Source organism: Pseudomonas sp. SLBN-26, from assembly GCF_006715895.1.
Lineage (GTDB): Bacteria > Pseudomonadota > Gammaproteobacteria > Pseudomonadales > Pseudomonadaceae > Metapseudomonas > Metapseudomonas otitidis.
In genome coordinates, this window is sequence record NZ_VFOB01000001.1 from 5,231,047 (window position 1) to 5,251,986 (window position 20,940).

18 protein-coding genes are annotated in these 20,940 nt (G+C 67.4%); 8 read left to right on the forward strand and 10 right to left on the reverse strand.

Features of this window, described 5'->3' with window-relative positions:
* The first annotated feature begins 71 nt into the window (after positions 1–71).
* The 7 genes from rbfA to FBY21_RS24245 all read left to right on the forward strand — a co-directional run bounded on the left by rbfA (position 72) and on the right by FBY21_RS24245 (position 6,317).
* Positions 72–458: a 30S ribosome-binding factor RbfA gene (gene rbfA / locus FBY21_RS24215; protein WP_044413746.1), complete on the forward strand. Its 387-nt coding sequence runs from the start codon at positions 72–74 to the stop codon at positions 456–458.
* A 2-nt stretch (positions 459–460) separates the two neighbouring features.
* Positions 461–1,378: a tRNA pseudouridine(55) synthase TruB gene (gene truB / locus FBY21_RS24220; protein WP_044413749.1), complete on the forward strand. Its 918-nt coding sequence runs from the start codon at positions 461–463 to the stop codon at positions 1,376–1,378.
* Between the two features lie 93 nt (positions 1,379–1,471).
* Entirely contained in the window at positions 1,472–1,741 is a 270-nt protein-coding gene (gene rpsO, locus FBY21_RS24225) for a 30S ribosomal protein S15 (protein ID WP_044413751.1), read from the forward strand.
* A gap of 164 nt (positions 1,742–1,905) precedes the next feature.
* Positions 1,906–4,014, forward strand: a complete 2,109-nt coding sequence (pnp, locus tag FBY21_RS24230; RefSeq protein WP_142014290.1) for a polyribonucleotide nucleotidyltransferase — start codon at positions 1,906–1,908, stop codon at positions 4,012–4,014.
* Positions 4,015–4,109: 95 nt separating this feature from the next.
* Positions 4,110–5,519: a DUF4013 domain-containing protein gene (locus FBY21_RS24235; RefSeq protein ID WP_142014293.1), complete on the forward strand. Its 1,410-nt coding sequence runs from the start codon at positions 4,110–4,112 to the stop codon at positions 5,517–5,519.
* 195 nt (positions 5,520–5,714) lie between these two features.
* Positions 5,715–6,071, forward strand: coding sequence for a BON domain-containing protein (locus FBY21_RS24240; RefSeq protein WP_044413760.1), 357 nt, complete (start codon positions 5,715–5,717; stop codon positions 6,069–6,071).
* A gap of 48 nt (positions 6,072–6,119) precedes the next feature.
* Entirely contained in the window at positions 6,120–6,317 is a 198-nt protein-coding gene (locus FBY21_RS24245; protein ID WP_069561625.1) for a CsbD family protein, read from the forward strand.
* A 53-nt stretch (positions 6,318–6,370) separates the two neighbouring features.
* On the opposite strand, the gene FBY21_RS24250 is transcribed toward FBY21_RS24245, so the two are convergent.
* The 9 genes from FBY21_RS24250 to FBY21_RS24290 all read right to left on the reverse strand — a co-directional run bounded on the left by FBY21_RS24250 (position 6,371) and on the right by FBY21_RS24290 (position 18,142).
* Positions 6,371–7,825 (reverse strand): rhomboid family intramembrane serine protease, encoded by a 1,455-nt coding sequence (locus tag FBY21_RS24250; protein WP_142014296.1) that lies wholly within the window; start codon positions 7,823–7,825, stop codon positions 6,371–6,373.
* A gap of 40 nt (positions 7,826–7,865) precedes the next feature.
* On the reverse strand, positions 7,866–8,162 hold the full coding sequence (locus FBY21_RS24255; protein ID WP_107328307.1) for a DUF2845 domain-containing protein: 297 nt from the start codon (positions 8,160–8,162) through the stop codon (positions 7,866–7,868).
* Positions 8,163–8,223: 61 nt separating this feature from the next.
* Positions 8,224–8,535, reverse strand: coding sequence for a DUF2845 domain-containing protein (locus tag FBY21_RS24260; RefSeq protein WP_236692492.1), 312 nt, complete (start codon positions 8,533–8,535; stop codon positions 8,224–8,226).
* A 123-nt stretch (positions 8,536–8,658) separates the two neighbouring features.
* Positions 8,659–11,583, reverse strand: a complete 2,925-nt coding sequence (locus tag FBY21_RS24265; protein ID WP_142014299.1) for a DUF748 domain-containing protein — start codon at positions 11,581–11,583, stop codon at positions 8,659–8,661.
* 100 nt (positions 11,584–11,683) lie between these two features.
* Positions 11,684–12,703, reverse strand: coding sequence for a class I SAM-dependent rRNA methyltransferase (locus FBY21_RS24270; protein ID WP_142014302.1), 1,020 nt, complete (start codon positions 12,701–12,703; stop codon positions 11,684–11,686).
* A gap of 113 nt (positions 12,704–12,816) precedes the next feature.
* Complete coding sequence (locus FBY21_RS24275) at positions 12,817–13,995, reverse strand: acetyl-CoA C-acetyltransferase (RefSeq protein WP_142014305.1); 1,179 nt, start codon at positions 13,993–13,995, stop codon at positions 12,817–12,819.
* A gap of 88 nt (positions 13,996–14,083) precedes the next feature.
* The gene (locus FBY21_RS24280) at positions 14,084–14,959 is read right to left on the reverse strand and encodes an oxygenase MpaB family protein (RefSeq protein ID WP_142016598.1); all 876 of its coding nucleotides are present in this window, start codon (positions 14,957–14,959) and stop codon (positions 14,084–14,086) included.
* Between the two features lie 117 nt (positions 14,960–15,076).
* Complete coding sequence (gene acs / locus FBY21_RS24285; RefSeq protein ID WP_142014308.1) at positions 15,077–17,014, reverse strand: acetate--CoA ligase; 1,938 nt, start codon at positions 17,012–17,014, stop codon at positions 15,077–15,079.
* A 63-nt stretch (positions 17,015–17,077) separates the two neighbouring features.
* The gene (locus tag FBY21_RS24290; protein WP_142014311.1) at positions 17,078–18,142 is read right to left on the reverse strand and encodes a DJ-1/PfpI family protein; all 1,065 of its coding nucleotides are present in this window, start codon (positions 18,140–18,142) and stop codon (positions 17,078–17,080) included.
* Positions 18,143–18,250: 108 nt separating this feature from the next.
* On the opposite strand from FBY21_RS24290, the gene FBY21_RS24295 reads away from it, so the two are divergent.
* Positions 18,251–19,216: a GlxA family transcriptional regulator gene (locus FBY21_RS24295; RefSeq protein ID WP_142014315.1), complete on the forward strand. Its 966-nt coding sequence runs from the start codon at positions 18,251–18,253 to the stop codon at positions 19,214–19,216.
* Between the two features lie 33 nt (positions 19,217–19,249).
* Here the strand turns inward: FBY21_RS24295 and pgi are convergent, their stop codons facing one another.
* Positions 19,250–20,914 carry a glucose-6-phosphate isomerase gene (pgi, locus tag FBY21_RS24300; RefSeq protein WP_142014318.1) on the reverse strand — a complete coding sequence of 555 codons (1,665 nt, stop codon included), beginning with the start codon at positions 20,912–20,914 and terminating at the stop codon, positions 19,250–19,252.
* Between the last annotated feature and the right edge of the window lie 26 nt (positions 20,915–20,940).

Genomic DNA, 20,940 nt, shown 5'->3' on the forward strand with positions numbered 1-20,940 from the left:
GTGCTGCGCGGGGTGATTGACACCGCCAGTTCCAGCTCCCGGCTTTTTGGTTTTTGAGTGAGTACCGATTTATGCCAAAAGAATACAGCCGCACCCAGCGCATCGGTGACCAGATGCAGCGCGAACTGGCCCTGCTGATCCAGCGTGAGGTCAAGGACCCGCGCCTGGGCATGGTCACCATCACCGGCGTCGAAGTGGCGCGTGATCTCGGCCATGCCAAGATCTTCATCACCGTGATGGGCCAGGACGACAACGCCGAGGTCATCCGTCTCAACACCGAGATCCTCAACGACGCCGCCGGCTACCTGCGCATGCTGCTGGGCAAGTCCATGAAGCTGCGGAGCGTGCCCCAGCTGCACTTCCACTACGATGCCAGCATCCGCCGTGGCGCCGAGCTGTCCGCGCTGATCGAGCGTGCGGTAGCCGAAGACCGCCGGCATCAGGGTGACGAGGACTGACGGTGGCCCAGGTCAAGCGTATCCGCCGTGATGTGAGCGGCATCCTCATCCTCGACAAGCCCCGTGGCATGAGCTCCAACCAGGCCCTGCAGAAGGTCCGTTGGCTGCTCAATGCGGAGAAGGCCGGCCACACCGGCAGCCTCGATCCCCTGGCCACGGGCGTGCTGCCCCTGTGCTTCGGTGAAGCCACCAAGTTTTCCCAGTACCTCCTGGACGCCGACAAGGGCTACGAGACCGTTGCCCAGCTGGGCGTCACCACCACCACCGGCGATGCCGAGGGCGAGGTGCTCGAACGGCGCGACGTGACCGTTGGTCGCGACGAGCTGGAGGCGGCCCTGGGGCGCTTCCGCGGTGAAATCCAGCAGGTGCCGCCGATGTACTCGGCCCTGAAGAAGGACGGGCAGCCCCTCTACAAGCTGGCACGTGCCGGCGAAGTAGTGGAGCGGGAGGCGCGTTCTGTTACTATTGCGCGCCTGGAACTGCTGGCCTTCGATTCCACCAAGGCCACGCTTTCCGTCAGTTGCAGCAAAGGCACCTACATTCGCACCCTGGTCGAGGACCTTGGCCAGGTGCTGGGGTGTGGTGGCCACGTCGCTGAACTGCGTCGTACCCAGGCCGGCCCCTTCAACCTGTCCCAGGCCATCAGCCTCGAGGAACTGGAGAAGGCCCACGCCGAAGGTGGCAACGAAGCGCTCGACCGCTTCCTGCTCCCCTCCGACAGTGGCCTGGAGCACTGGCCCCTGGTGCAACTGAGCGAACACAGTGCCTATTACTGGCTGCACGGGCAGCCGGTAAGGGCTCCCGAAGCGCCGAAGTTCGGCATGCTGCGGGTGCAGGATCACACCGGTCGCTTCATCGGCATCGGTGAAGTGAGCGATGACGGGCGCATAGCGCCACGTCGACTGATTCGGTCGGAATGACCGATTCGAGGGTGGCTGTTAATAGGCACGGTCACACCTCTTTTTAAAACACGGGATTCGTTCCCGGCCTATTACTCTCAGAGGAAGCCCATCATGGCACTGAGCGTTGCTGAAAAAGCCCAGATCGTTAACGAGTACAAGCAAGCTGAAGGCGATACCGGTTCTCCGGAAGTGCAGATCGCACTGCTGACCGCCAACATCAACAAGCTGCAGGATCACTTCAAGGCCAACGGCAAAGACCACCACTCCCGTCGTGGTCTGATCCGCATGGTTAACCAGCGTCGCAAGCTGCTGGACTACCTGAAGGGTAAGGACACCACTCGTTACAGCGCCCTGATCGGTCGTCTGGGTCTGCGTCGCTAAGACGCATTCGAGCTGGAAGCTGGAAGCCGGAAGCTGGAAGCAGGACATCGCGCTTGCTTCCAGCTTCTGGTTTCCAGCTTCAGGCTTTTTGAGGAAGACGGCGGGTCCGACTCCCGCGCCTTTCGCAGATTTCCCCCAAGGCAACAAAAGAGAAGGAAAACACCGTGAACCCGGTAATCAAGAAGTTCCAATTCGGTCAATCGACCGTCACCCTCGAGACTGGCCGTATCGCCCGTCAAGCCAGCGGCGCCGTTCTGGTCACCGTTGATAACGATGTCACCGTCCTGGTGACCGTGGTCGGTGCCAAGCAGGCCGACCCGGGCAAGGGTTTCTTCCCGCTGTCCGTGCACTACCAGGAAAAGACCTACGCCGCCGGCCGCATCCCCGGTGGTTTCTTCAAGCGTGAAGGCCGGCCCTCCGAGAAAGAGACCCTGACCTCCCGCCTGATCGACCGCCCGATCCGCCCGCTGTTCCCCGAAGGTTTCCTCAACGAAGTGCAGGTCATCTGCACTGTCGTCTCCACCAACAAGAAGACTGATCCGGACATCGCCTCCATGATCGGTACTTCCGCTGCCCTGGCCATCTCCGGCATTCCGTTCGCCGGCCCGATCGGCGCGGCCCGCGTGGCTTACCACGAGAGCACCGGCTACCTGCTGAACCCCAACTACGAGCAGCTCAAGGCCTCCAGCCTCGACATGGTCGTGGCCGGTACCCAGGACGCCGTGCTGATGGTCGAATCCGAAGCCGACGAGCTGACCGAAGACCAGATGCTGGGCGCCGTGCTGTTCGCTCACCAGGAATTCCAGGCCGTGATCAATGCCGTCAAGGAATTCGCCGCCGAAGCGGGCAAGCCGACCTGGAACTGGACCGCTCCCGCCGAGAACACCGCCCTGCTCAGTGCCATCAAGGCCGAGTTCGGCGAGGCCATCTCCCAGGCCTACACCATCACCATCAAGCAGGACCGCTACAACCGCCTCGACGAGCTGCGCGACCAGGTCGTCGCCCGCTTCGCTGGCGAGGAAGCCGGCCAGTTCCCGGCGGGTGAAGTGAAGGATGCCTTCGGCCTGCTGGAATACCGCACCGTTCGCGAGAACATCGTCAACGGCAAGCCGCGTATCGACGGCCGTGACACCCGCACCGTCCGCCCGCTGAAGATCGAAGTCGGCGTACTGGACAAGACCCACGGTTCCGCCCTGTTCACCCGTGGCGAAACCCAGGCCCTGGTCGTTGCCACCCTCGGCACCGCCCGTGATGCCCAGCTGCTGGACACCCTGGAAGGCGAGCGCAAGGACGCCTTCATGCTGCACTACAACTTCCCGCCCTTCTCGGTGGGTGAGTGCGGTCGCATGGGCAGCGCCGGTCGCCGCGAAATCGGCCACGGCCGCCTGGCCCGTCGTGGCGTCGCCGCCATGCTGCCGAAGGGCGACGAGTTCCCCTACACCATCCGCGTGGTGTCCGAGATCACCGAATCCAACGGTTCCAGCTCCATGGCTTCCGTCTGCGGCGCCTCCCTGGCCCTGATGGACGCCGGCGTGCCGATGCGCGCTCCGGTGGCCGGTATCGCCATGGGCCTGGTGAAGGAAGGTGACAAGTTCGCCGTCCTGACCGACATCCTGGGTGACGAAGACCACCTGGGCGACATGGACTTCAAGGTGGCCGGTACTGCCAAGGGCGTCACCGCCCTGCAGATGGACATCAAGATCAACGGCATCACCGAAGAGATCATGGAGATCGCCCTGGAGCAGGCACTGGAAGCACGCCTGAACATCCTCGGCCAGATGAACCAGGTCATCGCCGAGTCCCGCAGCGAGCTGTCCGAAAACGCCCCGACCATGCTGGCCATGAAGATCGACTCGGACAAGATCCGCGACGTCATCGGCAAGGGCGGCGCCACCATCCGCAGCATCTGCGAAGAGACCAAGGCCTCCATCGACATCGAAGACGATGGCAGCGTGAAGATCTTCGGCGAGACCAAGGAAGCCGCCGAGGCCGCCAGGCAGCGCGTTCTGGCCATCACCGCAGAAGCGGAGATCGGCAAGGTCTACGTCGGCAAGGTCGAGCGCATCGTTGATTTCGGTGCCTTCGTCAACATCCTTCCCGGCAAGGATGGCCTGGTGCACATCTCGCAGATCAGCGACAAGCGCATCGACAAGGTCACCGACGTCCTGCAGGAAGGCCAGGAAGTGAAGGTCCTAGTGCTGGACGTGGACAACCGCGGTCGCATCAAGCTGTCCATGAAGGATGTCGAGGCTGCTGAAGCTTCCGGCGTCTGATAACCGGTCGGCTGTATGAAAGAGGGCCCCTTGCGGGCCCTCTTTCGTTTCTCGGAGAATGGCGCGCCGCCAGTCGCCGACAAGGATTCCAGGTCATGGAAAAGACCTACTGCAAGTACCACCAGGCCCAACCCGCCACCTGGCACTGCCCGGCCTGCGACCGTCACTTCGGTGACTGCTGCATCCCCCTCAACGCCGAACGCCCGGACGAATCCCCGGCCTGCCCGCTGTGCCGCGCGCAACTGCACTTCCTGGGCGCCGCCAACACCGCCCAACCCTTCTGGGAACGCATTCCGCAGTTCTTCCGCTACGGCCTGCAGACCGGCCCCCTGGCCTTTGCCGCCGTGCTCGGCCTGGCCAGCCTGTTCATGCCGCGCTCGATCATCCTCTGGGTCGCGCTGTTCAGCATCGCCACCAAGTACTTCCACAGCGTCATCGAAGCGGCCAGCGAGGGTTCCCGCGAGGCCCCCGGGCTGGCCACTGCCTTCGTTGGCGAGGGCTTCCTGCTGTTCATCAAGCAACTGGTGGTGTTCCTGGTGGCCTTCGCCGTGCTCTGGCTGGCTGCCGATTTCCACAGCGAGGCCCTGTTCTGGGCCGTGAACATCGGCCTCATGCTGCTGATGCCGGCGAGCATCATCCGCCTGGCCCTGAACAAGGAGCTCGGTGCCGCGCTGAGCCCCGAACAGCTCGGCGACGTGATCAAGGCCATGGGCTGGCGCTACCTGATCCTCTGCGTGTTCCTGTTCATCCTCTGGCAGTCGCCCGGCTACGTCACTGTGTTGCTGGCCCACGGCCTGCCGCGCGTGGTGCTGATGCCCATCGCCGCCTTCCTGTTCGGTTATTTCGGCGTGGTCATGTGCGCCATGATGGGCTACGCAGTGTTCCAGTATCAGGGCGCCCTGGGCTTCGCGATTGCCGAAGAGGGCGGGCACGAAGGCTACCCCGAGCCGGAGTGGCGCCGCCGCCGCGCCCTCGCCGAAGCCGAGGTGCGGGTCAAGGAAGGACAGACTGCCGCCGCGCTGGAAACCCTCACCGCCGCCCTGGAGCGGGACCCGAACGACCTGCGCCTCAACGAGCGCTTCCACCAGCTGCTGTTCGGTCTCAACGAAACCGCCCGCTGCCTGCGCCACCTTGCCCACTACCTGCCCATCGCCGCCCGCGAGAACCCGGCGCTGGGGGCCACCGCACTGCTCAATGCCCGCCGGTTGAAGGCCGACTACCTGCCGGAGGACCCGCAGGTCTGCGAGCGCATCGCCGCGGCCCTGGTGGATCGCCACAAGGCCAAGGAAGCCATCAGCCTGTTGCGCAACCTGCACCAGCGCTTCCCGGACTACCCCAACGTCCCCCGGGCCTATTTGCTGGCAGCCCGGGCCCTGGCCGAACAGCTCGGCCAGGTGGAGCAGGCCGGCAAGCTGCTCGCCTTCATCCGGGCCCGCTACCCGGCCACGCCGTTGCTCGGCGAAGTGACGGCGCTGGAGTCCACCCTGGCCCGCCTGGCGGGCTGAGTGGTCGTGCAAAGTGCACGCGCCGCTTGGCTGCATCCTGCAATCTGCAAGCCGAGCGGTGCTGTGGTTAATTTATAAGTAATTGATTTAAAGGGATTAATTCTGTTGATCAAGGCTGGCACAGGCCTTGCGATACCTACAGTGACTGCAGACAGGACAAGGCTGCAGAACATTGTGAGTAACAGGAGAATCCTCATGAAACAGTCCTTCCACAGCGTCACCCTTGCCGCCGTAGCTGCCGCCGCCCTCAGCCTGCCCCTGGCCGGCAACGTATTCGCCGCCCAGGCCGCCCCGACCCAACTGGCTGCCAATACCGTCGACAAGGCTGAAGAAGCCGTGTCCGACACCTGGATCACCAGCAAGGTGAAATCCAGCTTCCTGGCCGACAAGAACCTCAGCGCCCTGGACATCAAGGTCGAGACCAACAAAGGCGTGGTCGCCCTGTCCGGCGTGGTTTCCAGCGATGCCGAGCGCGACCTGGCCATCAGCACCGCCAAGTCCATCAAGGGCGTGACCGCTGTCGCCGCCGACGGCCTGAAGTCCGCCGAATGATCCCTGGCGCCGCCCTTCGGGGCGGCGCCCACCCGAGGAGGCAATGCCATGAACGCTGACATCATCAAAGGCAAGTGGAAGCAACTCAGCGGCCGCATCAAGGAGCGCTGGGGCAACCTGACCGACGACGACCTGGATATAGCCGAAGGCCACAGCGAATACCTGGTGGGCAAGCTCCAGGAGCGCTACGGCTGGAGCAAGGAGCGCGCGCAGGACGAACTGCGTGACTTCAGCAGCCGCCTCTGAGCCTGACCCGTACACCTCGATCCCCGCTTCGGCGGGGTTCGTCGTTTCCGGGGTCAGCGGGCCAGGTGTGCGCGGTAGAGGCCAAGCTGCCGGGTCTGCTCGGCGTCGGGGAAGGCCTTGTTGAGGAAGGCGGCCAGCTCCGCCACGCCGCGCAGGTCCTGGCGTAGCCCCAGTTGCTTGGCCAGCGCCAGGGTCATCACCGGTAGTTGTGCAGGGGCCGGCGCCTGCCGGGCGATCACTCGCCACACCCCCAGGCCGGCCGGGCCTTCACCCAGCTTGAGCAGTCGCTGGAGCAGGTTGGCCAGCACGGCCGGGTGTTGCAGCCACTGCTGTTCTGGAGCGCTGAGGTCCGTGGCCATCTGCAGCAGCAGGCCCCGTGCAGGCGTCGGGTCCGGCAGGGCGAAGACCTGCTTGAGCACGGCACTGGCCAGGGGCTTGTCCTTGCGGGTGCGGGCAACCGGGTAGAGGCGCTCCAGCAACGCCACACGCCCGGGGTAGCGGGCCAGCAGGTCCAGCCCGCGTGCTGGCACCTGGTCCAGGGCGAAACGCCCGATCAGGGCTTCCAGCGCGGCCAGTTCGCGCTTGAACGGCGCGTCCGGGTCTTCCTTGGCCAGGTACTGCTCGTCCACCTTCAGCGCGCCGATGCGCCGGGGCAGCCAGGTGCCGAGGAAGCCGGAGGCGAGGCCCCCCAGGTGGGCGTAGTAGTTGACGTGGTCGTTGGCCAGCAGCAGCCCGTAGAGTTCCTTGCCCATCCAGATGGGCAGGATCCACAGGGCGGGGGCCTTGAAGTAGCCCATCATCGGGCCGAGCCAGTAGAAGAAGTTGATCCGCCGCAGGGCGTAGACGCCGATGTACATCCCCATCAGCCCCGCCACCGCGCCCGAGGCGCCGATGCCGGGCACCCAGCCCGGGTCCATCGCCCACCACAGCAGGTGCGAGGCCAGGCCGCTGGCCAGGTACAGCCCCAGGTAGGCCGCGGCGCCCAGCGCGCGCTCCAGGGCGAAGCCGCAGATGAACAGGAAGATCATGTTGCCCAGCAGGTGGTCGAAGCTGCCGTGGAGGAACATTGCCCCGAACAGCCCCTCCACCGTGAAGCGCTTGGGGATGAAGCCGAAGCGGTAGCTGCTCAGGCTGTCCCGTGCGGCCTCGGCCGGCGCTCGCGCGCGCTGCCAGGCCGGGTCCGCCTGGTAGGCGGCCGAACGGTGCAGTTCGTCTTCGAACTCCAGGTCCCGCAGGGCGTAGAGCGCCAGGTCGTTCCGGCGGGCGGAGTCGAGGGCGCGGCGTTCCTCCGGGTCCAGTTCATGGCGCTTGCTCAGGCTCTCGACGAACAGCGCGCGCTCGCGGTTGAGCAGGCCGGCATCGAGATACGCCCGCACTGCCTCCTCGGAGCGCGCCGCGTCGCCGCCCTGGTAGACGAAATAGATCAGCGCGTTGAGCACGACGAGGAACAGCGTGACGACCGGCGGGCGTTTCCAGTCCAGGGGGTGTTCGGCGGGGAGGATGACCAAGCGTGACGTCCTTGTCGCGTAGAGGGTTCAGCCGAGCGGGTCAGTCCCGCTTGCTTTCGACGGTGCTGAGGCGGCCGCCGATGAAGTCGAGGTAGTAGTACATGCCGTTCACGGGGCCATAGACCCATTCCTCCACCTGCATTTCCTGGCGGCCGCTGCGGGTCTCGGAGTAGCCGATGAGGTTGCGCGCGGCGGGCTCGCCGCACTTGCGCAGCACCTCCACGGCGCGGTCGCCTTCGCTGACCAGGGCGCTGCCGCAGCGGAAGGTCGCTGCCGAGGCATCGAGGCTCGCCACGGCGAAGGGCAGGGCGAGCAGGGGGAGCAGACGTCGAATCATGGTTGGGCATCCTGTCCGGTTGAAAAGGACGGCAGAGCCTAGCACTGCCGGTTCTGGGCTGTCAGTCGCCGCGCTTGCTCTCGATCTTGCGCAGCTTGTTCCCCTCGAAACGCAGGAACTGGTACATGCCGTTGCGCGGCCCGTAGACCCATTCCTCCACCAGGACTTCGCTCTCCTGGCCGTAGCGGTCCACCACGTTGCGGTAGCCGAGGCTGTTGCGGCTGGCGGGGTCGCCGCACTTGCGCAGGACCTGGGAGGTACTGTCCTCCAGGCTGACCAGCCCGCCGTTGCCGCAGCGGAGGGTGGAGGAGGCGTTGGCATGGGCTGCGCTCAGCAGCAGAAGGGGCAGGGCAAGCAGGTATCGGGCTTTCACGAAGGGTTCCATCCAGTTGAACGGGGTCCAGCCTACGCCGCCCCATTGCGCCTGTCAGCAGGGCGGCGTGTGCGCAGGGTCACGCCTGGCCGTTGGACTGCGCAGGCGGGACCGAATTCCGCGTCATTCGGTGCCCAGTTGCAGCGGCGTGTCCACGCGGCCGTCCTGGCCGGCTTCGCCGAGGCTGACGTCGAGCAGGTAGACCCGTTCGTCCTGCAGGCCACCACGGTCCACCAGGTAGGCCTTGATGGCCGCCGCGCGTGCCTGGGCCAGTTGGCGCAGCAGCAGTTCGCTCTGGGCCCAGGAGCCGACCACCGCGTCGCGCATCTTCGCGGTGCGCTCGTCGTTGCCCAGCTGGGCCCATTCGGCCGGTGGCTGCTGCTTGAGGCGGGCGCGGTAGATGCCTTCGAGCATCGGCGGCTTCTCGCTGTCCGGCACCTCCATCAGCGAGGCGTCGGCGGGCACCTTGTCCCCGCGGCGCTGGGCGATCTTGTAGTAGGTGCTCTGGTACTCGCGCTCCAGTCGGGCAGCGGCCAGCAGCGGCCCGTCCACGGCGGTGGCGCTCATGCCTTCGATCTCCAGGCGCAGGGCGGGGCGCTCCTGCAGGGCCTGGGCGAGGGTATCCAGGCCCTTCTGCGCGTCGGCGGAGAGCTCGGCGCTGCCGGCGTCGAAGGGCACGTTGCTGAGGTCGTGCTCGCCGCCGCCGGTAACCAGCCCGGCGACGAACTTGAAGGGGGCCTGGGCGGCACGCAGCACCAGGTTGCGCAGGGTCTGCCAGACGATGGGCGCGACGCTGAACTGCGGGTCGTTGAGGTTGCCGGCCACCGGCAGCTGGATGTCGATCTTGCCTTCGGTGTCCTTCAGCAGGGCCACCGCCAGGCGGATCGGCAGGTCCACCGCATCGGGGCTGTCGACCCGCTCGCCGAGCTGCAGGTTTTCCAGCACCAGGTGGTTGTCGGCCTTCAGCTGGCCCTTCTCGATCTGGTAGTGCAGGTCCAGGTTGAGGCGGCCCTTGCGGATGCGGTAGCCGGCGAACTTGCCGGAATAGGGGGTCAGGGTGGTCAGCTCGACGCGCTTGAAGCTGGTGGCGATGTCCAGGGAGTCCAGCGGGTCGAAGGGGGTCAGCGCGCCTTTGATGGTCACCGGCGCGTAGCGATCCACCTTGCCGTCGATGCTCACCTTGGCGGGGGTGCGGGTACGGGTGTCGAGGGTGCTGATCTCACCGTTGAGCTGCTGGATGGCGGTGGCGAAGTTGGGGGTCAGGCTGAAGTCGGCGAAGTTGGCCGAGCCGTTGCTGATGCTCACCGCGCCGATGTGGATGTCCAGCGGCTTGCCGGCCTGCTCGGCCTTGGCCTTGGGGTCGGCAGGCTGCTTGATCACCAGGTCGCTGACGTTGGTGGTGAGGTCCTCGTTGATGATGAAGCGCGCATAGGGCTGGCTGATGCCCACCTTGGCGATGCTCAGGCTGCTGCCGTGGCGGTAGTCGAGGCCTTCCACCAGCAGCTGTTGCCACTTCACGAAGTCGCGCTGCTTGAGGGTGTCCAGGGTGTGCAGCTGGTTGACCAGGGCCCGTCCGGTGATGGTCAGGGCCAGTGGCTCGGTGCTGGTGAGGGCGACGTCCAGGTTGCTGTCGAGCATGCCGCTGCGCAGTTCCAGGCGGACGAAGGGGGCCAGGTAGGCCTGGGCCACCCGCAGGTCGATGTCGCGGGTCTCCACCTTCAGCTTGGCGGTGGTCGGGGTCAGCTGCACCTGGCCTTCGGCCTTGAGCTTGCCCTGCTTGCCGATGCCGGTGTCCAGGGCCAGCTGGAAGGGTGACTGCCCCAGGCTGTCGAAATCCTTGAGGTCGAGGTTGAGCGGGCCGACGTCGATCTGCACGGCATCCTTCTGCGCGCGGTCGGCGAGGTGGACCTTGTAGCTGCGCAGCTGGGTGTCACGCAGGAGCACCTGCCAGGGCTTGGCAGGCGCGGCAGCAGGGGCCGGCTTGGCCGCCGCGTCGGCCGGTTTCGCGTCCGGGGCGGCAGGGGATTTCGCCGGGGCCTTGGCTTCGCTGGCGAACAGTTTCTGCCAGTCGAGCTGGCCGTCGGCTTCGCGAGCGGCCCAGGTCTCCAGGTTCTGGCTGCGGATCTTGCCGACCACCACCTGCTGCTTGGCCAGGTCCAGTGCGCTGTCGCTGACTTCCAGGCTCTCCAGGTTCACCAGCGGTCGGCCATCCGGCGCCTTGATGGCGAAGGGCGCCACCTTGATGGCCGTCTGCTCCAGCTTCAGCGCGGTGCCTTCGGCCAGGCTCAGGTGGTAGCGGGTGGACAGGCTGACGGTGCCCTTGTCCAGCACCAGCGGCACCGCGTCCCGCACGTAGGGCCAGAAGCCCTTCATATTGCCGTCGGTGACTTTCAGTTCGCCTTCCGAGGTCAGCGGCAGCAGGCTCAGGCTGCCCTTCCAGTCGATGCGCCCGCCGTAGGGGCCGGTGGCCACCAGCAGCATGTCGGCGTTGTCGTCGCGCAGGGTGCTGAGGTTCTTCAGCTCCAGGTCGAGGGCGTCGTAGACGAATTCGATGGGCTCGCTCGGGCGCAGATCCTGGAAGCGCACGCCGCCCTTGGCCAGGCGGATGCTGTCGATGCGCACCGGGAACGGATCGCCGGCAGGCGGTTCGTCGGCCTTGGGCTCGCTGGGGGGCAGCTGGAACAGCTGGGTCAGGTTCAGCGTGCCGTCCTTGGCGAACAGCACCTCGGTGGTGGGCTTGTCGAGGTCGACGGCGGCCAGGTGCAGGGCGCCGGTCCAGAGGCTGTCCAGCTCCAGGTTGACGTACAGACGCTCGAAACCCACCTGGTGCTTGTCGGGCTCGCCGATCTCGAGGCCCCAGAGGGTCAGTTCGAGGCTGAAGGGGTTGAGCTGCAGCCGCTCCAGGTGTGCCGGAACCTTGGCATAGGTGGCCAACTGCTGGTTGACGACGCGCAGGGCGATTCCCGGGAGGATCAGGAAGCCGAGCAGGGCGTAGAAGGCGAGGACGATCAGCAAGGCGCACGTGGCGCGTTTCAATCCTTTGTACATGGTGCGGCGTCGACTATCCCGGCGGAGGTGGGTTGGAGTATGGCACGCCCTTAAGGTTCCGACAGACGGCGCCGACTGGAATCGTCGGCGGTGTCTCGATTCAAAATCGCAGCACCAGGGTCTTCAGCGGCGGGCGCCCGTCCTGGGAGGGGAAGTCGGCGGCCGGCAGCAGCTGCTCGCAGTCGCGCACCGGGCGTCCGAGCTTGCTGGCGCAGCGCAGCACCTGGTCGCGCCATTCCTCGATTCCCACCTTCGCCAGGTTGTTGCAGCACACCAGCACGCCGTCGTCCGCCGTGGCCATCAGGGCGGGCTTGAGCAGGCTCTGGTAGTCCCGCAGCAGGTCGACGGTGCCGAAGGCGCTCTTGGCCCAGGCTGGCGGGTCGAGGAACACCAGGTCGAAGCGGCGTGCTTCCAGGCGCGGGTAGCTGGGCAGCCGCTGCCCATGGCGCCGGGCGATGGGCAGGCCGGCCAGTTGGCGGATGGCCGGGAAGTAGTCCGATTGCACGAACTGCATGGGCACCAGGCCGGGGTTGAGGGCGGCGTTCTCCCGGCCCACGGCCAGGTTGCCTTCGGCGAAGTCCAGGTTGCACACCTCGCGGGCGCCGCCGGCAGAGGCGGCCAGGCCGACCCCGCAGGTGTAGGCGAACAGGTTGAGCACTGACTTGTCGGCGCTGTTGGCCTTCACCCAGCCCCGGGCGTTGCGCAGGTCGAGGAACAGCAGCGGGTCCTGGCCGGGGTGACGGCCACGCACCCGGTAGGCCAGGCCCCATTCATGGCCGACCTGGTCCGCCAGGGCCGCGTCGTCGGCCTGGTACACCGGGTCGCTGCGGTCGACGCGGGAGTTGCTGCCGGAGCGGTCGTTGTAGACCGGCAGCAGCGCCTCGCCCAGGTGGACGTTGACCGTCTCGATCAGTGCCAGCAGGGCGTCGCGCTGCAGGGGCTGGTGGAAGCTCTGCACCATCAGCTGGGGGCCGTAGCGGTCCACGGTGAGGCCGGGAGCGCCTTCCTGGCTGCCGTGGAACAGCCGGTAGCAGTCGGTGCCCTGAGCTTTTAGTTCGGCCAGCAGCGGTTGGCGGGCGTCGAGGGCGGCGCGCAGCGCCGGGAGGAGAACGGAGGGCATGCGCGGCGTCTCGTGTAAGGGGCGCGCAGTTTAGCAAAAGGCGGGAGGGCGTCGCGTTGGCGATGGGGCCTTGGGAGGGCGAAGCCGCTCCCTGGGGAGCGGCTTCGTGGCGATCAGCGCTCGATGGCCAGGGCCACGCCCTGCCCGCCGCCGATGCACAGGGTTGCCAGGCCCTTCTTCACATCGCGCTTGATCATCTCGTGCAGCAGGGTCACCAGCACGCGGCAGCCGGAGGCGCCGATGGGGTGGCCGATGGCGATGGCGCCGCCGTTGACGTTGACCTTGCTCGCATCCCAGCCCAGCTCCTGGCCCACGGACAAGGCCTGGGCGGCGAAGGCTTCGTTGGCTTCGATCAGATCCAGATCGGCCAGGTTCCAGCCGGCTTTCTCCAGGCAGCGGCGGGTTGCGGAGACCGGGCCGATGCCCATGATCGCCGGGTCGACACCGGCGCTGGCGTAGCTGGCGATGCGCGCCAGCACCGGCAGGCCAAGGGCCTTGGCCTTGTCGGCGCTCATCAGCAGCACGGCGGCGGCGCCGTCGTTGAGGCTGGAGGCGTTGCCGGCGGTGACGCTGCCGTCCTTCTTGAAGGCCGGCTTGAGCTTGGCCAGGGACTCGGCGGTGGTGCCGGCACGGGGCTGCTCGTCGGTGGCGAAGGCGACGGGCTCGCCTTTCTTCTGCGGGATCAGGATGGGGGTGATCTCGTCCTTGAAACGCCCACCTTCGATGGCCGCGCAGGCCTTCTGCTGGGAGGCGGCGGCGAAGGCGTCCTGGGCTTCCCGGCTGATGCCGTACTTTTCCACCAGGTTCTCGGCGGTGATGCCCATGTGGTAGTCGTTGAAGGCGTCCCACAGGCCGTCCTGGATCATGGTGTCCACCAGCTTGGCGTGGCCCATGCGCAGGCCGGTACGGGCACCGGGCATCACGTAGGGGGAGAGGCTCATGTTCTCCTGGCCGCCGGCGATCACCACCTCGGCATCGCCGCAGCGGATGGCCTGGGCCGCGAGGTGCAGGGTCTTGAGGCCGGAGCCGCAGACCTTGTTCAGGGTCAGGGCCGGCACGGCGTGGGGCAGCCCGGCGAGGATGGCGGCCTGGCGGGCGGGGTTCTGGCCGGAGCCTGCGGTGAGCACCTGGCCGAGGATGACCTCGTCGACCTGGGCCCCGTCGAGGCCGGTCTGGGCCAGCAACTGGCGGATCACAGCGGCGCCCAGCTCCGGCGCGGGGATGTTGGCCAGCGAGCCCTGGAAGCTGCCGACGGCGGTACGGGTGGCGGCAACGATGACGACGTCTTGCATGTTTCAAGTCCTCGAATCAGCGGAGCAGATCAGTCTGTGACCGGAAGGGTCGCAATGGTCGCACAGCGAGCGTGCGCCAACCAGTCGCTCAGTACGTGGGCAGCCCCATGCGCCGACGGGCTTTGTGCGCGGCGCTGTCGCGCATGGCCCAGCGCACCATGGAGGCGGTGCGTTGCACGCCGCTGTGCACCAGCGGTCGCCGCCAGGCGGGCAGTTCCAGGCCCAGCAGCCTTTGTGCCCAGTCGGGCAGCAGGGCGATTCCGCCCTGCATCATCAGGTGGCCGACCGGCTTGGCCAGGGCGCTGGGGGCCGGGGCGTTGCGCAGCAGGCGGACCACCTCGCGGGTGCGGTCGTCGCACAGCAGCTGCGGGCGCATCCGCTCCAGGTAGGCGGCGATGGCCTGGCGCGAGCGCGGCACGTCGCGGGCGCCCAGGCGTTCGGCCACCAGGGCGATCTCGTCGTAGTAGCGGTCCTGGTCGGTCGGGGAGAGGGTCGGGTCGAGGTAGGCCAGGTAGCCCTGGAGGAAGCAGCTGACTTCTGCCACGTGCACCCAGGTCAGCAGGTCGGGATCGCTGGCGGCATAGGGCCGACCATCCGGGGCGGTGCCCGTCACCTGCAGGTGGATGGTCTTCACCTTCTCGATCAGCCGCTCGGCGTCCTCGCGGCCGGCATAGGTGGTACCGGAGATGAACAGGCTGGTGCGGCGCAGGCGGCCGAGCATGTCCTCGCGGAAGTTGGAGTGGTCCCACACGCCGGCCAGCGCCAGGGGGTGCAGCATCTGCAGCAGCAGGGCACTGATGCCGCCGGTCATCATCGAGGTGAAGTCGCCGTGTACCCGCCAGACCACGGAGTCGGGGCCGAACAGGCCGGGGTCGCCCCTGGGGTTCTCCAGGTCGAGCAGGCCCAGGGAGGCGCCGGTGAGGCTGTGGATCTGGCGTTCGATGCGGGTGCGTATGAGGTTCATGGCGGGCAACGCTACAGCGTACTCGCGCTCCGCTACAAGCAGCGGCATGTCGCAGGCCCTGTGCCGGAATGAAAACGCCCGACCGTCTTGCGACGGCCGGGCGCGGGTGGCGTGGGGTCAGCGGTTGAGGCGGGCGTCGATCAGGTTCTGCACCACCGAAGGGTCGGCCAGGGTCGAAGTGTCGCCCAGGTTCTCCAGCTCGTTGCAGGCGATCTTGCGCAGGATGCGCCGCATGATCTTGCCGGAGCGGGTCTTGGGCAGGCCGGGGGCCCACTGGATCAGTTCGGGCTTGGCGAAGCTGCCGATCTCCTTGCTGACCAGGGCGAGCAGTTCCTTCTTCAACTCCTCGCTGGGCTCCAGCCCTTTCATCGGGGTGACGAAGGCGTAGATGCCCTGGCCCTTGAGGTCGTGGGGATAACCCACCACGGCGGCCTCGGCCACGGCGTCGTGCAGCACCAGGGCGCTTTCCACTTCGGCGGTGCCGATGCGGTGGCCGGAGACGTTGATCACGTCGTCGACACGGCCGGTGATCCAGTAGTAGCCGTCCTCGTCGCGGCGGGCGCCGTCGCCGGTGAAGTAGTAGCCGGGGTAGGCGGAGAAGTAGGTCTCGATCATCCGCTTGTGGTCGCCGTAGACGGTGCGGATCTGGCTCGGCCAGCTGGCCTTGATGGCCAGGACGCCGGAGCCGGGGCCTTCGATCTCGTGGCCTTTCTCATCCAGCAGCACCGGCTGCACGCCGAAGAACGGCCGGGTGGCGGAACCTGGCTTGAGTGCAGTGGCGCCGGGCAGGGGGGTGATGAGGATGCTGCCGGTCTCGGTCTGCCACCAGGTGTCGACGATGGGGCAGCGGCGCTCGCCGACCACGTTGTAGTACCACTCCCAGGCTTCCGGGTTGATCGGTTCGCCGACGCTGCCGAGCAGGCGCAGGCTGCTGCGGTCGGTGCGGCGCACCGGCTCCTCGCCTTCGCGCATGAGGGCGCGCAGGGCGGTGGGGGCGGTGTAGAAGATGTTGACCTTGTGCTTGTCGATCACCTGCCAGAAGCGCGAGGCATCCGGGTAGCTGGGCACGCCCTCGAACACCAGGGTGGTGGCGCCGTTGGCCAGCGGGCCGTAGACGATGTAGCTGTGGCCGGTGACCCAGCCGACGTCGGCGGTGCACCAGTAGATGTCACCCTCGTGGTAGTCGAACACGTACTTGTGGGTCATCGCCGCGCCCAGCAGGTAGCCGCCGGTGGTGTGCAGCACGCCCTTGGGTTTGCCGGTGGAGCCGGAGGTGTAGAGGATGAACAGCGGGTCTTCGGCGTCCATCCATTCCGGTTCGCAGGCCTCGGCGGCGCCTTGCAGGGCTTCGTGGTACCAGAGGTCGCGGCCTTCCACCCAGCCCACCTCGCCCTGGGTGCGTTGCACCACGACCACGGTGGACACGTCCGGGCACTCCTTCAGCGCCTTGTCGACGTTCTGCTTCAGCGGCACGTACTTGCCGCCGCGCACGCCTTCGTCGGCGGTGATCACGGCACGGCAGTCGGCATCGAGGATGCGGTCGCGCAGGGAGTCCGGGGAGAAGCCGCCGAACACCACCGAGTGCACGGCACCGATGCGGGCGCAGGCCAGCATGGCGTAGGCGGCCTCGGGCACCATCGGCATGTAGATGCACACCCGGTCACCCTTCTTCACGCCCCGTGCCTTGAGCACGTTGGCCAGGCGGCAGACGTTGCTGTGCAGCTTGCGGTAGGTGATGTGGGCGGATTCGGTGGGGTTGTCGCCTTCCCAGATGATCGCGATCTGCTCGGCGCGGGTGTCCAGGTGGCGGTCGATGCAGTTGTAGGCGACGTTCAGCTTGCCGCCCTTGAACCAGCGCGCTTCGCCCTTGGCGAGGTCGCTGTGGTGCAGCTCGTCCCAGGGTTTGAACCAGTGGAGGAAGCGGGTGGCCTGCTCGCTCCAGAAGGCCTGGGGCTCGTCCACGGACTGGCGGTAGAGGCGCTGGTAGGTGTCGTTGTCGATATGGGCGCGTTGGCGCACGACTTCAGGCACGGGGTGAAGGCTGATCTCGTACATGGCGAATTCCTTGTTGTTGTTTGCCGAGATGGCGACAAGGTTGCCTGCAACGCCGGGCCGCCTTCAAGGGGCGCGAAGGGGCTTGTAGGGATATTCCAGCTGGGCTGCGACCAGGTCTGCAGTGGCGCTGCCGTAGCGTGCGTCGATGGCCTGCAGGGCTTCGTCCAGTGCGGCGCCGGGCAGGGCCTGGGGGGCTGGCAGTTCGACGGTGTCCTCGGCTTCGGCGGTATCGGGCAGCAGCTCCAGGCCGTGGAGGCTGGTGACGGGCGTGCCGGCGCTGCCCACCACGCGGGTGCGGAAGGTCCGGGCCCAGGCATCCACCTGCAGCGCCAGGGTCGCTTCGTCCATGCCGGGGGCCAGCGTCACGGCCAGGGTCTCCTGGCGCCAGGGCAGCAGCCAGTTGCCGGCGGCGGTCAGGTAGCCCCGGGTGCCGAGGGCGAAGCCGAGGCTGTGGTGCTCGGCGGACCAGCGCTCCACACCGATCTCGCGGCCGACGGCGTGGGCCTTTTCGTCCCCGGCGATGGCCGCCACCAGGGCCAGGGAGGCGGGCAGTGCGGCGCTGACGCCGGAGGTGGTGACGAGGTTGCCGTCGGCCAGGTAGCGGCGGTCCTCCTGCCATTGGGTACGCGGGTAGTCGGCCTGCCGTTCGTCGCGGGAGTACCAGTGCCCGGTGGCCCGGCGGCCGTCCAGCAGGCCGGCCTGGCCCAGCACCAGCACGCCATCGCAGATGCCGACGACGATGGCGCCCCGTGCCGCCTGTTCGGCGACGAAGCGGGTGAGGCGCGGGTCGTCGCTGTGGTGCATGGCAGGGACGATGAGGTAGTCCGCCCCGTCCGGGTAGCGCTGTTCGAAGGCATCGACGGTGGCCTGGGCGCGCATCCGCAGTGCCGGCATCAGCTGCACGGGGCCGGGCTGGGTGGACAGGGTGATCACCTCGCCCACCTGGGCGCGGCTGAGTACCGAGAAGGGCACGAGGAGATCCACCAGTTCGGTCATGCCGTTCTCGGCGACCACGGCGATCACCGGCTGCGTCCGCCCGAAGCGGGGGTGGTAGGGCGGCAGGGCGTCGTCCGCCAGGGCCGGGGTGGGTAACAGCAGGCTCGCGAGGATCAGCAGCAGGGTGCGCATGGGCGTTCTCCGTCAGTGGGTCACAGTCTGCGGATCGGCGGGCTGTCGTGAATGACGTCGATGGGTGAATATCTGCCAACTTTTTCTGTCTGTTCCGAGGTGTGTGGCATGGCCGGCCATCAGGTGGCGCTCGTGGTGTTTCCGGACTTCCAGCTGCTCGATGCGACCGGGCCGGCGGAGGTGTTCGCGGCGGCCAGCGAGGCACTACCCAAGGGCGAGGGCTATGCCCTCAGGCTGCTGTCGCCCGAGGGCGGGCTGGTGCGCTCCAGCACGGGCCTGGCGCTGATGACGGAGCCCCTGCCGGCGGCCGATGAGCTGGCCGGGGCAACGCTGCTGGTGGCGGGTGGGCATGGCGTGCAGCGCGCGATGGGTGGGGGCGCGCTGGCGCGCTGGCTGGCCGCTGTGGCGCCTGCCGCCGCGCGTTGCGGCTCGGTGTGCACCGGGGCCTTCCTCTTGGCCCAGGCAGGCTTGCTGGACGGGCGGCCGGTGGTGACCCACTGGCGCTATGCCGAGCTGCTGCAGCGCCTGTTCCCTCGGTTGCAGGTGCTGCAGGAGTCTCTCTTCGTGGAGGCGGGCCGCATCTACAGCTCGGCCGGCGTCACGGCGGGCATGGACCTGTGCCTGGCCCTGGTGGAGGCGGATCACGGCCGTGAGCTGTCATTGCAGGTGGCCAAGGGGCTGGTGATGTACCTGCGGCGCCCGGGTGGCCAGCGCCAGTTCAGTGCGGAGCTGCTGGCCCAGCAAGCCCGGCAGGGCAGCCTGGCGGAGCGGCTGGCGGACTGGGTGCGGGGGCACCTGCGGGAGGCGCTGGATGTGGAGACGCTGGCGGCGCAGATGGCGGTGTCGTCCCGCACGCTGCACCGGCACTGCCTGGATGAGCTGGGGATAACGCCGGCGCGGCTGGTGCTGCAGCTGCGGCTGGAGAAGGCCTGTCGGTTGCTGGAGGCGGGGGAGGGGGCGTTGAAGCGGGTGGCGCTGGAAACCGGCTTCGGCAGTGAGTACAACCTGCGCCGCGCCTTCGTCCAGGCCCTGGGGGTAACGCCCAGCGAGTACCGCGAGCGCTTTTGCCGCTGACACCCCGCCGCGCTGGGCGGCGGGGTGCTTCGATCAACCGCGGTGACGGCCGCGGAAGAAGTCGATCAGGCCCTGGGTGGAGCCGTCCTCGGCGGGGTTCTCTTCGCTGCCCACCAGGCGCGAGTAGACCGCCTTGCCCAGCTCCTTGCCCAGTTCCACGCCCCACTGGTCGAAGGCGTTGATGCCCCACAGCACGCTCTGCACGTACACCTTGTGCTCGTACATGGCGATCAGCGCGCCCAGGCGACGGGGGCTGATGCGCTCCATCACCAGGGTGTTGCTGGGGCGGTTGCCGGGGATGACCTTGTGCGGCGCGAGGCGCTGCACTTCGGCTTCGTCCAGGCCCTTGGCGCGCAGTTCGTTCTCGGCCTCCTCTCGGGATTTGCCGAGCATCATCGCCTGGCTCTGAGACAGGCAGTTGGCGAACAGCCACTGGTGGTGGTCGGCCACCGGGTTGTAGCTGGACACCGGGACGATGAAGTCCGCCGGGATCAGGTGGGTGCCCTGGTGCAGCAGCTGGTGGTAGGCGTGCTGGCCGTTGCAGCCGACGCCGCCCCAGATCACCGGGCCGGTGCCGGCGGTCACCGGGGTGCCGTCCTGGCGCACGCTCTTGCCGTTGGACTCCATGTCCAGCTGCTGCAGGTGGTCGGTGAAGTTGCGCAGGTAGTAGTCGTAAGGCAGGACCGCATGGCTGCGGGCGCCCCAGAAGTCGTTGTACCAGACGCCGAGCAGGCCGAGGATGACCGGGATGTTGCGTTCGAAGGGGGCGGTCTGGAAGTGCTGGTCCATGCTGTAGGCGCCGGACAGCAGCTCCTTGAAGTTGGAGATGCCGATGGACATGGCGATCGGCAGGCCGATGGCCGACCACAGCGAGTAGCGCCCGCCGACCCAGTCCCACATCGGGAAGATGTTCTCTTCGCGGATGCCGAAGGCCAGCGCGGCCTCCTTGTTGCTGGAGACGGCGATGAAGTGGCGGTACAGCTCCTGCTCGCTGCCGCCCTGGGCCAGGTACCAGGCGCGGGCGGCCTGGGCGTTCTTCAGGGTCTCGAGGGTGCCGAAGGACTTGCTGGAGACGATGAACAGGGTGGTCTCGGCGTCGAGCTTGCAGGCCAGCTCGCGGAATTCGCTGCCGTCGACGTTGGCCAGGTAGTGGCAGCGCACGCCCTTCTGGGCGAACGGCAGCAGCGCTTCGGACACCAGCTGCGGGCCGAGGAAGGAGCCACCGATGCCGATGTTCACCACGTCGGTGATGGGCTTCTCGGTGTAGCCGCGCCACAGGCCGTTGTGCACGTAGCCGACCAGCTCGGTCATCTGGTGCAGCACACGGTGCACCTCGGGCATCACGTCCTTGCCGTCCACCCGCACCTTGTCGCCGATGGGCCGGCGCAGCGCGGTGTGCAGCACCGGGCGGCGCTCGGAGGCGTTGATCATCTCGCCGCGGAACATGGCCTGGATGGCTTCGCCCAGCTGGGCTTCCTCGGCGAGCTTCACCAGCAGGGCGAGGGTGTCGGGGCGCAGCAGGTTCTTCGAGTAGTCCAGCAGCAGGCCGCAGGCGCTGAGGCTGAAGCGCTTGAAGCGCTCGGCGTCGTCCTGGAAGGCCTGGCGCATGCTGAACCCGGCGAGCTCCTCGCGGTGCGCGCGCAGGGCGCTCCAGCTGTCCAGGCGGGTGACGTCGAGCGGTGTCAGGTGGTGGTTCATGAGGTGCCTTTCAAACAGTGATCGAG

What these genes read in the sequence shown, in the direction of transcription:
- rbfA (WP_044413746.1), top strand. Translation starts at nt 72, where the DNA reads ATGCCAAAAGAATACAGCCGCACCCAGCGCATCGGTGACCAGATGCAG.
- rpsO (WP_044413751.1), top strand. Translation starts at nt 1,472, where the DNA reads ATGGCACTGAGCGTTGCTGAAAAAGCCCAGATCGTTAACGAGTACAAG.
- FBY21_RS24235 (WP_142014293.1), top strand. Translation starts at nt 4,110, where the DNA reads ATGGAAAAGACCTACTGCAAGTACCACCAGGCCCAACCCGCCACCTGG.
- FBY21_RS24240 (WP_044413760.1), top strand. Translation starts at nt 5,715, where the DNA reads ATGAAACAGTCCTTCCACAGCGTCACCCTTGCCGCCGTAGCTGCCGCC.
- FBY21_RS24245 (WP_069561625.1), top strand. Translation starts at nt 6,120, where the DNA reads ATGAACGCTGACATCATCAAAGGCAAGTGGAAGCAACTCAGCGGCCGC.
- FBY21_RS24255 (WP_107328307.1), bottom strand. Translation starts at nt 8,162, where the DNA reads ATGATTCGACGTCTGCTCCCCCTGCTCGCCCTGCCCTTCGCCGTGGCG.
- FBY21_RS24265 (WP_142014299.1), bottom strand. Translation starts at nt 11,583, where the DNA reads ATGTACAAAGGATTGAAACGCGCCACGTGCGCCTTGCTGATCGTCCTC.
- FBY21_RS24270 (WP_142014302.1), bottom strand. Translation starts at nt 12,703, where the DNA reads ATGCCCTCCGTTCTCCTCCCGGCGCTGCGCGCCGCCCTCGACGCCCGC.
- FBY21_RS24275 (WP_142014305.1), bottom strand. Translation starts at nt 13,995, where the DNA reads ATGCAAGACGTCGTCATCGTTGCCGCCACCCGTACCGCCGTCGGCAGC.
- FBY21_RS24280 (WP_142016598.1), bottom strand. Translation starts at nt 14,959, where the DNA reads ATGAACCTCATACGCACCCGCATCGAACGCCAGATCCACAGCCTCACC.
- acs (WP_142014308.1), bottom strand. Translation starts at nt 17,014, where the DNA reads ATGTACGAGATCAGCCTTCACCCCGTGCCTGAAGTCGTGCGCCAACGC.
- FBY21_RS24290 (WP_142014311.1), bottom strand. Translation starts at nt 18,142, where the DNA reads ATGCGCACCCTGCTGCTGATCCTCGCGAGCCTGCTGTTACCCACCCCG.
- FBY21_RS24295 (WP_142014315.1), top strand. Translation starts at nt 18,251, where the DNA reads ATGGCCGGCCATCAGGTGGCGCTCGTGGTGTTTCCGGACTTCCAGCTG.
- pgi (WP_142014318.1), bottom strand. Translation starts at nt 20,914, where the DNA reads ATGAACCACCACCTGACACCGCTCGACGTCACCCGCCTGGACAGCTGG.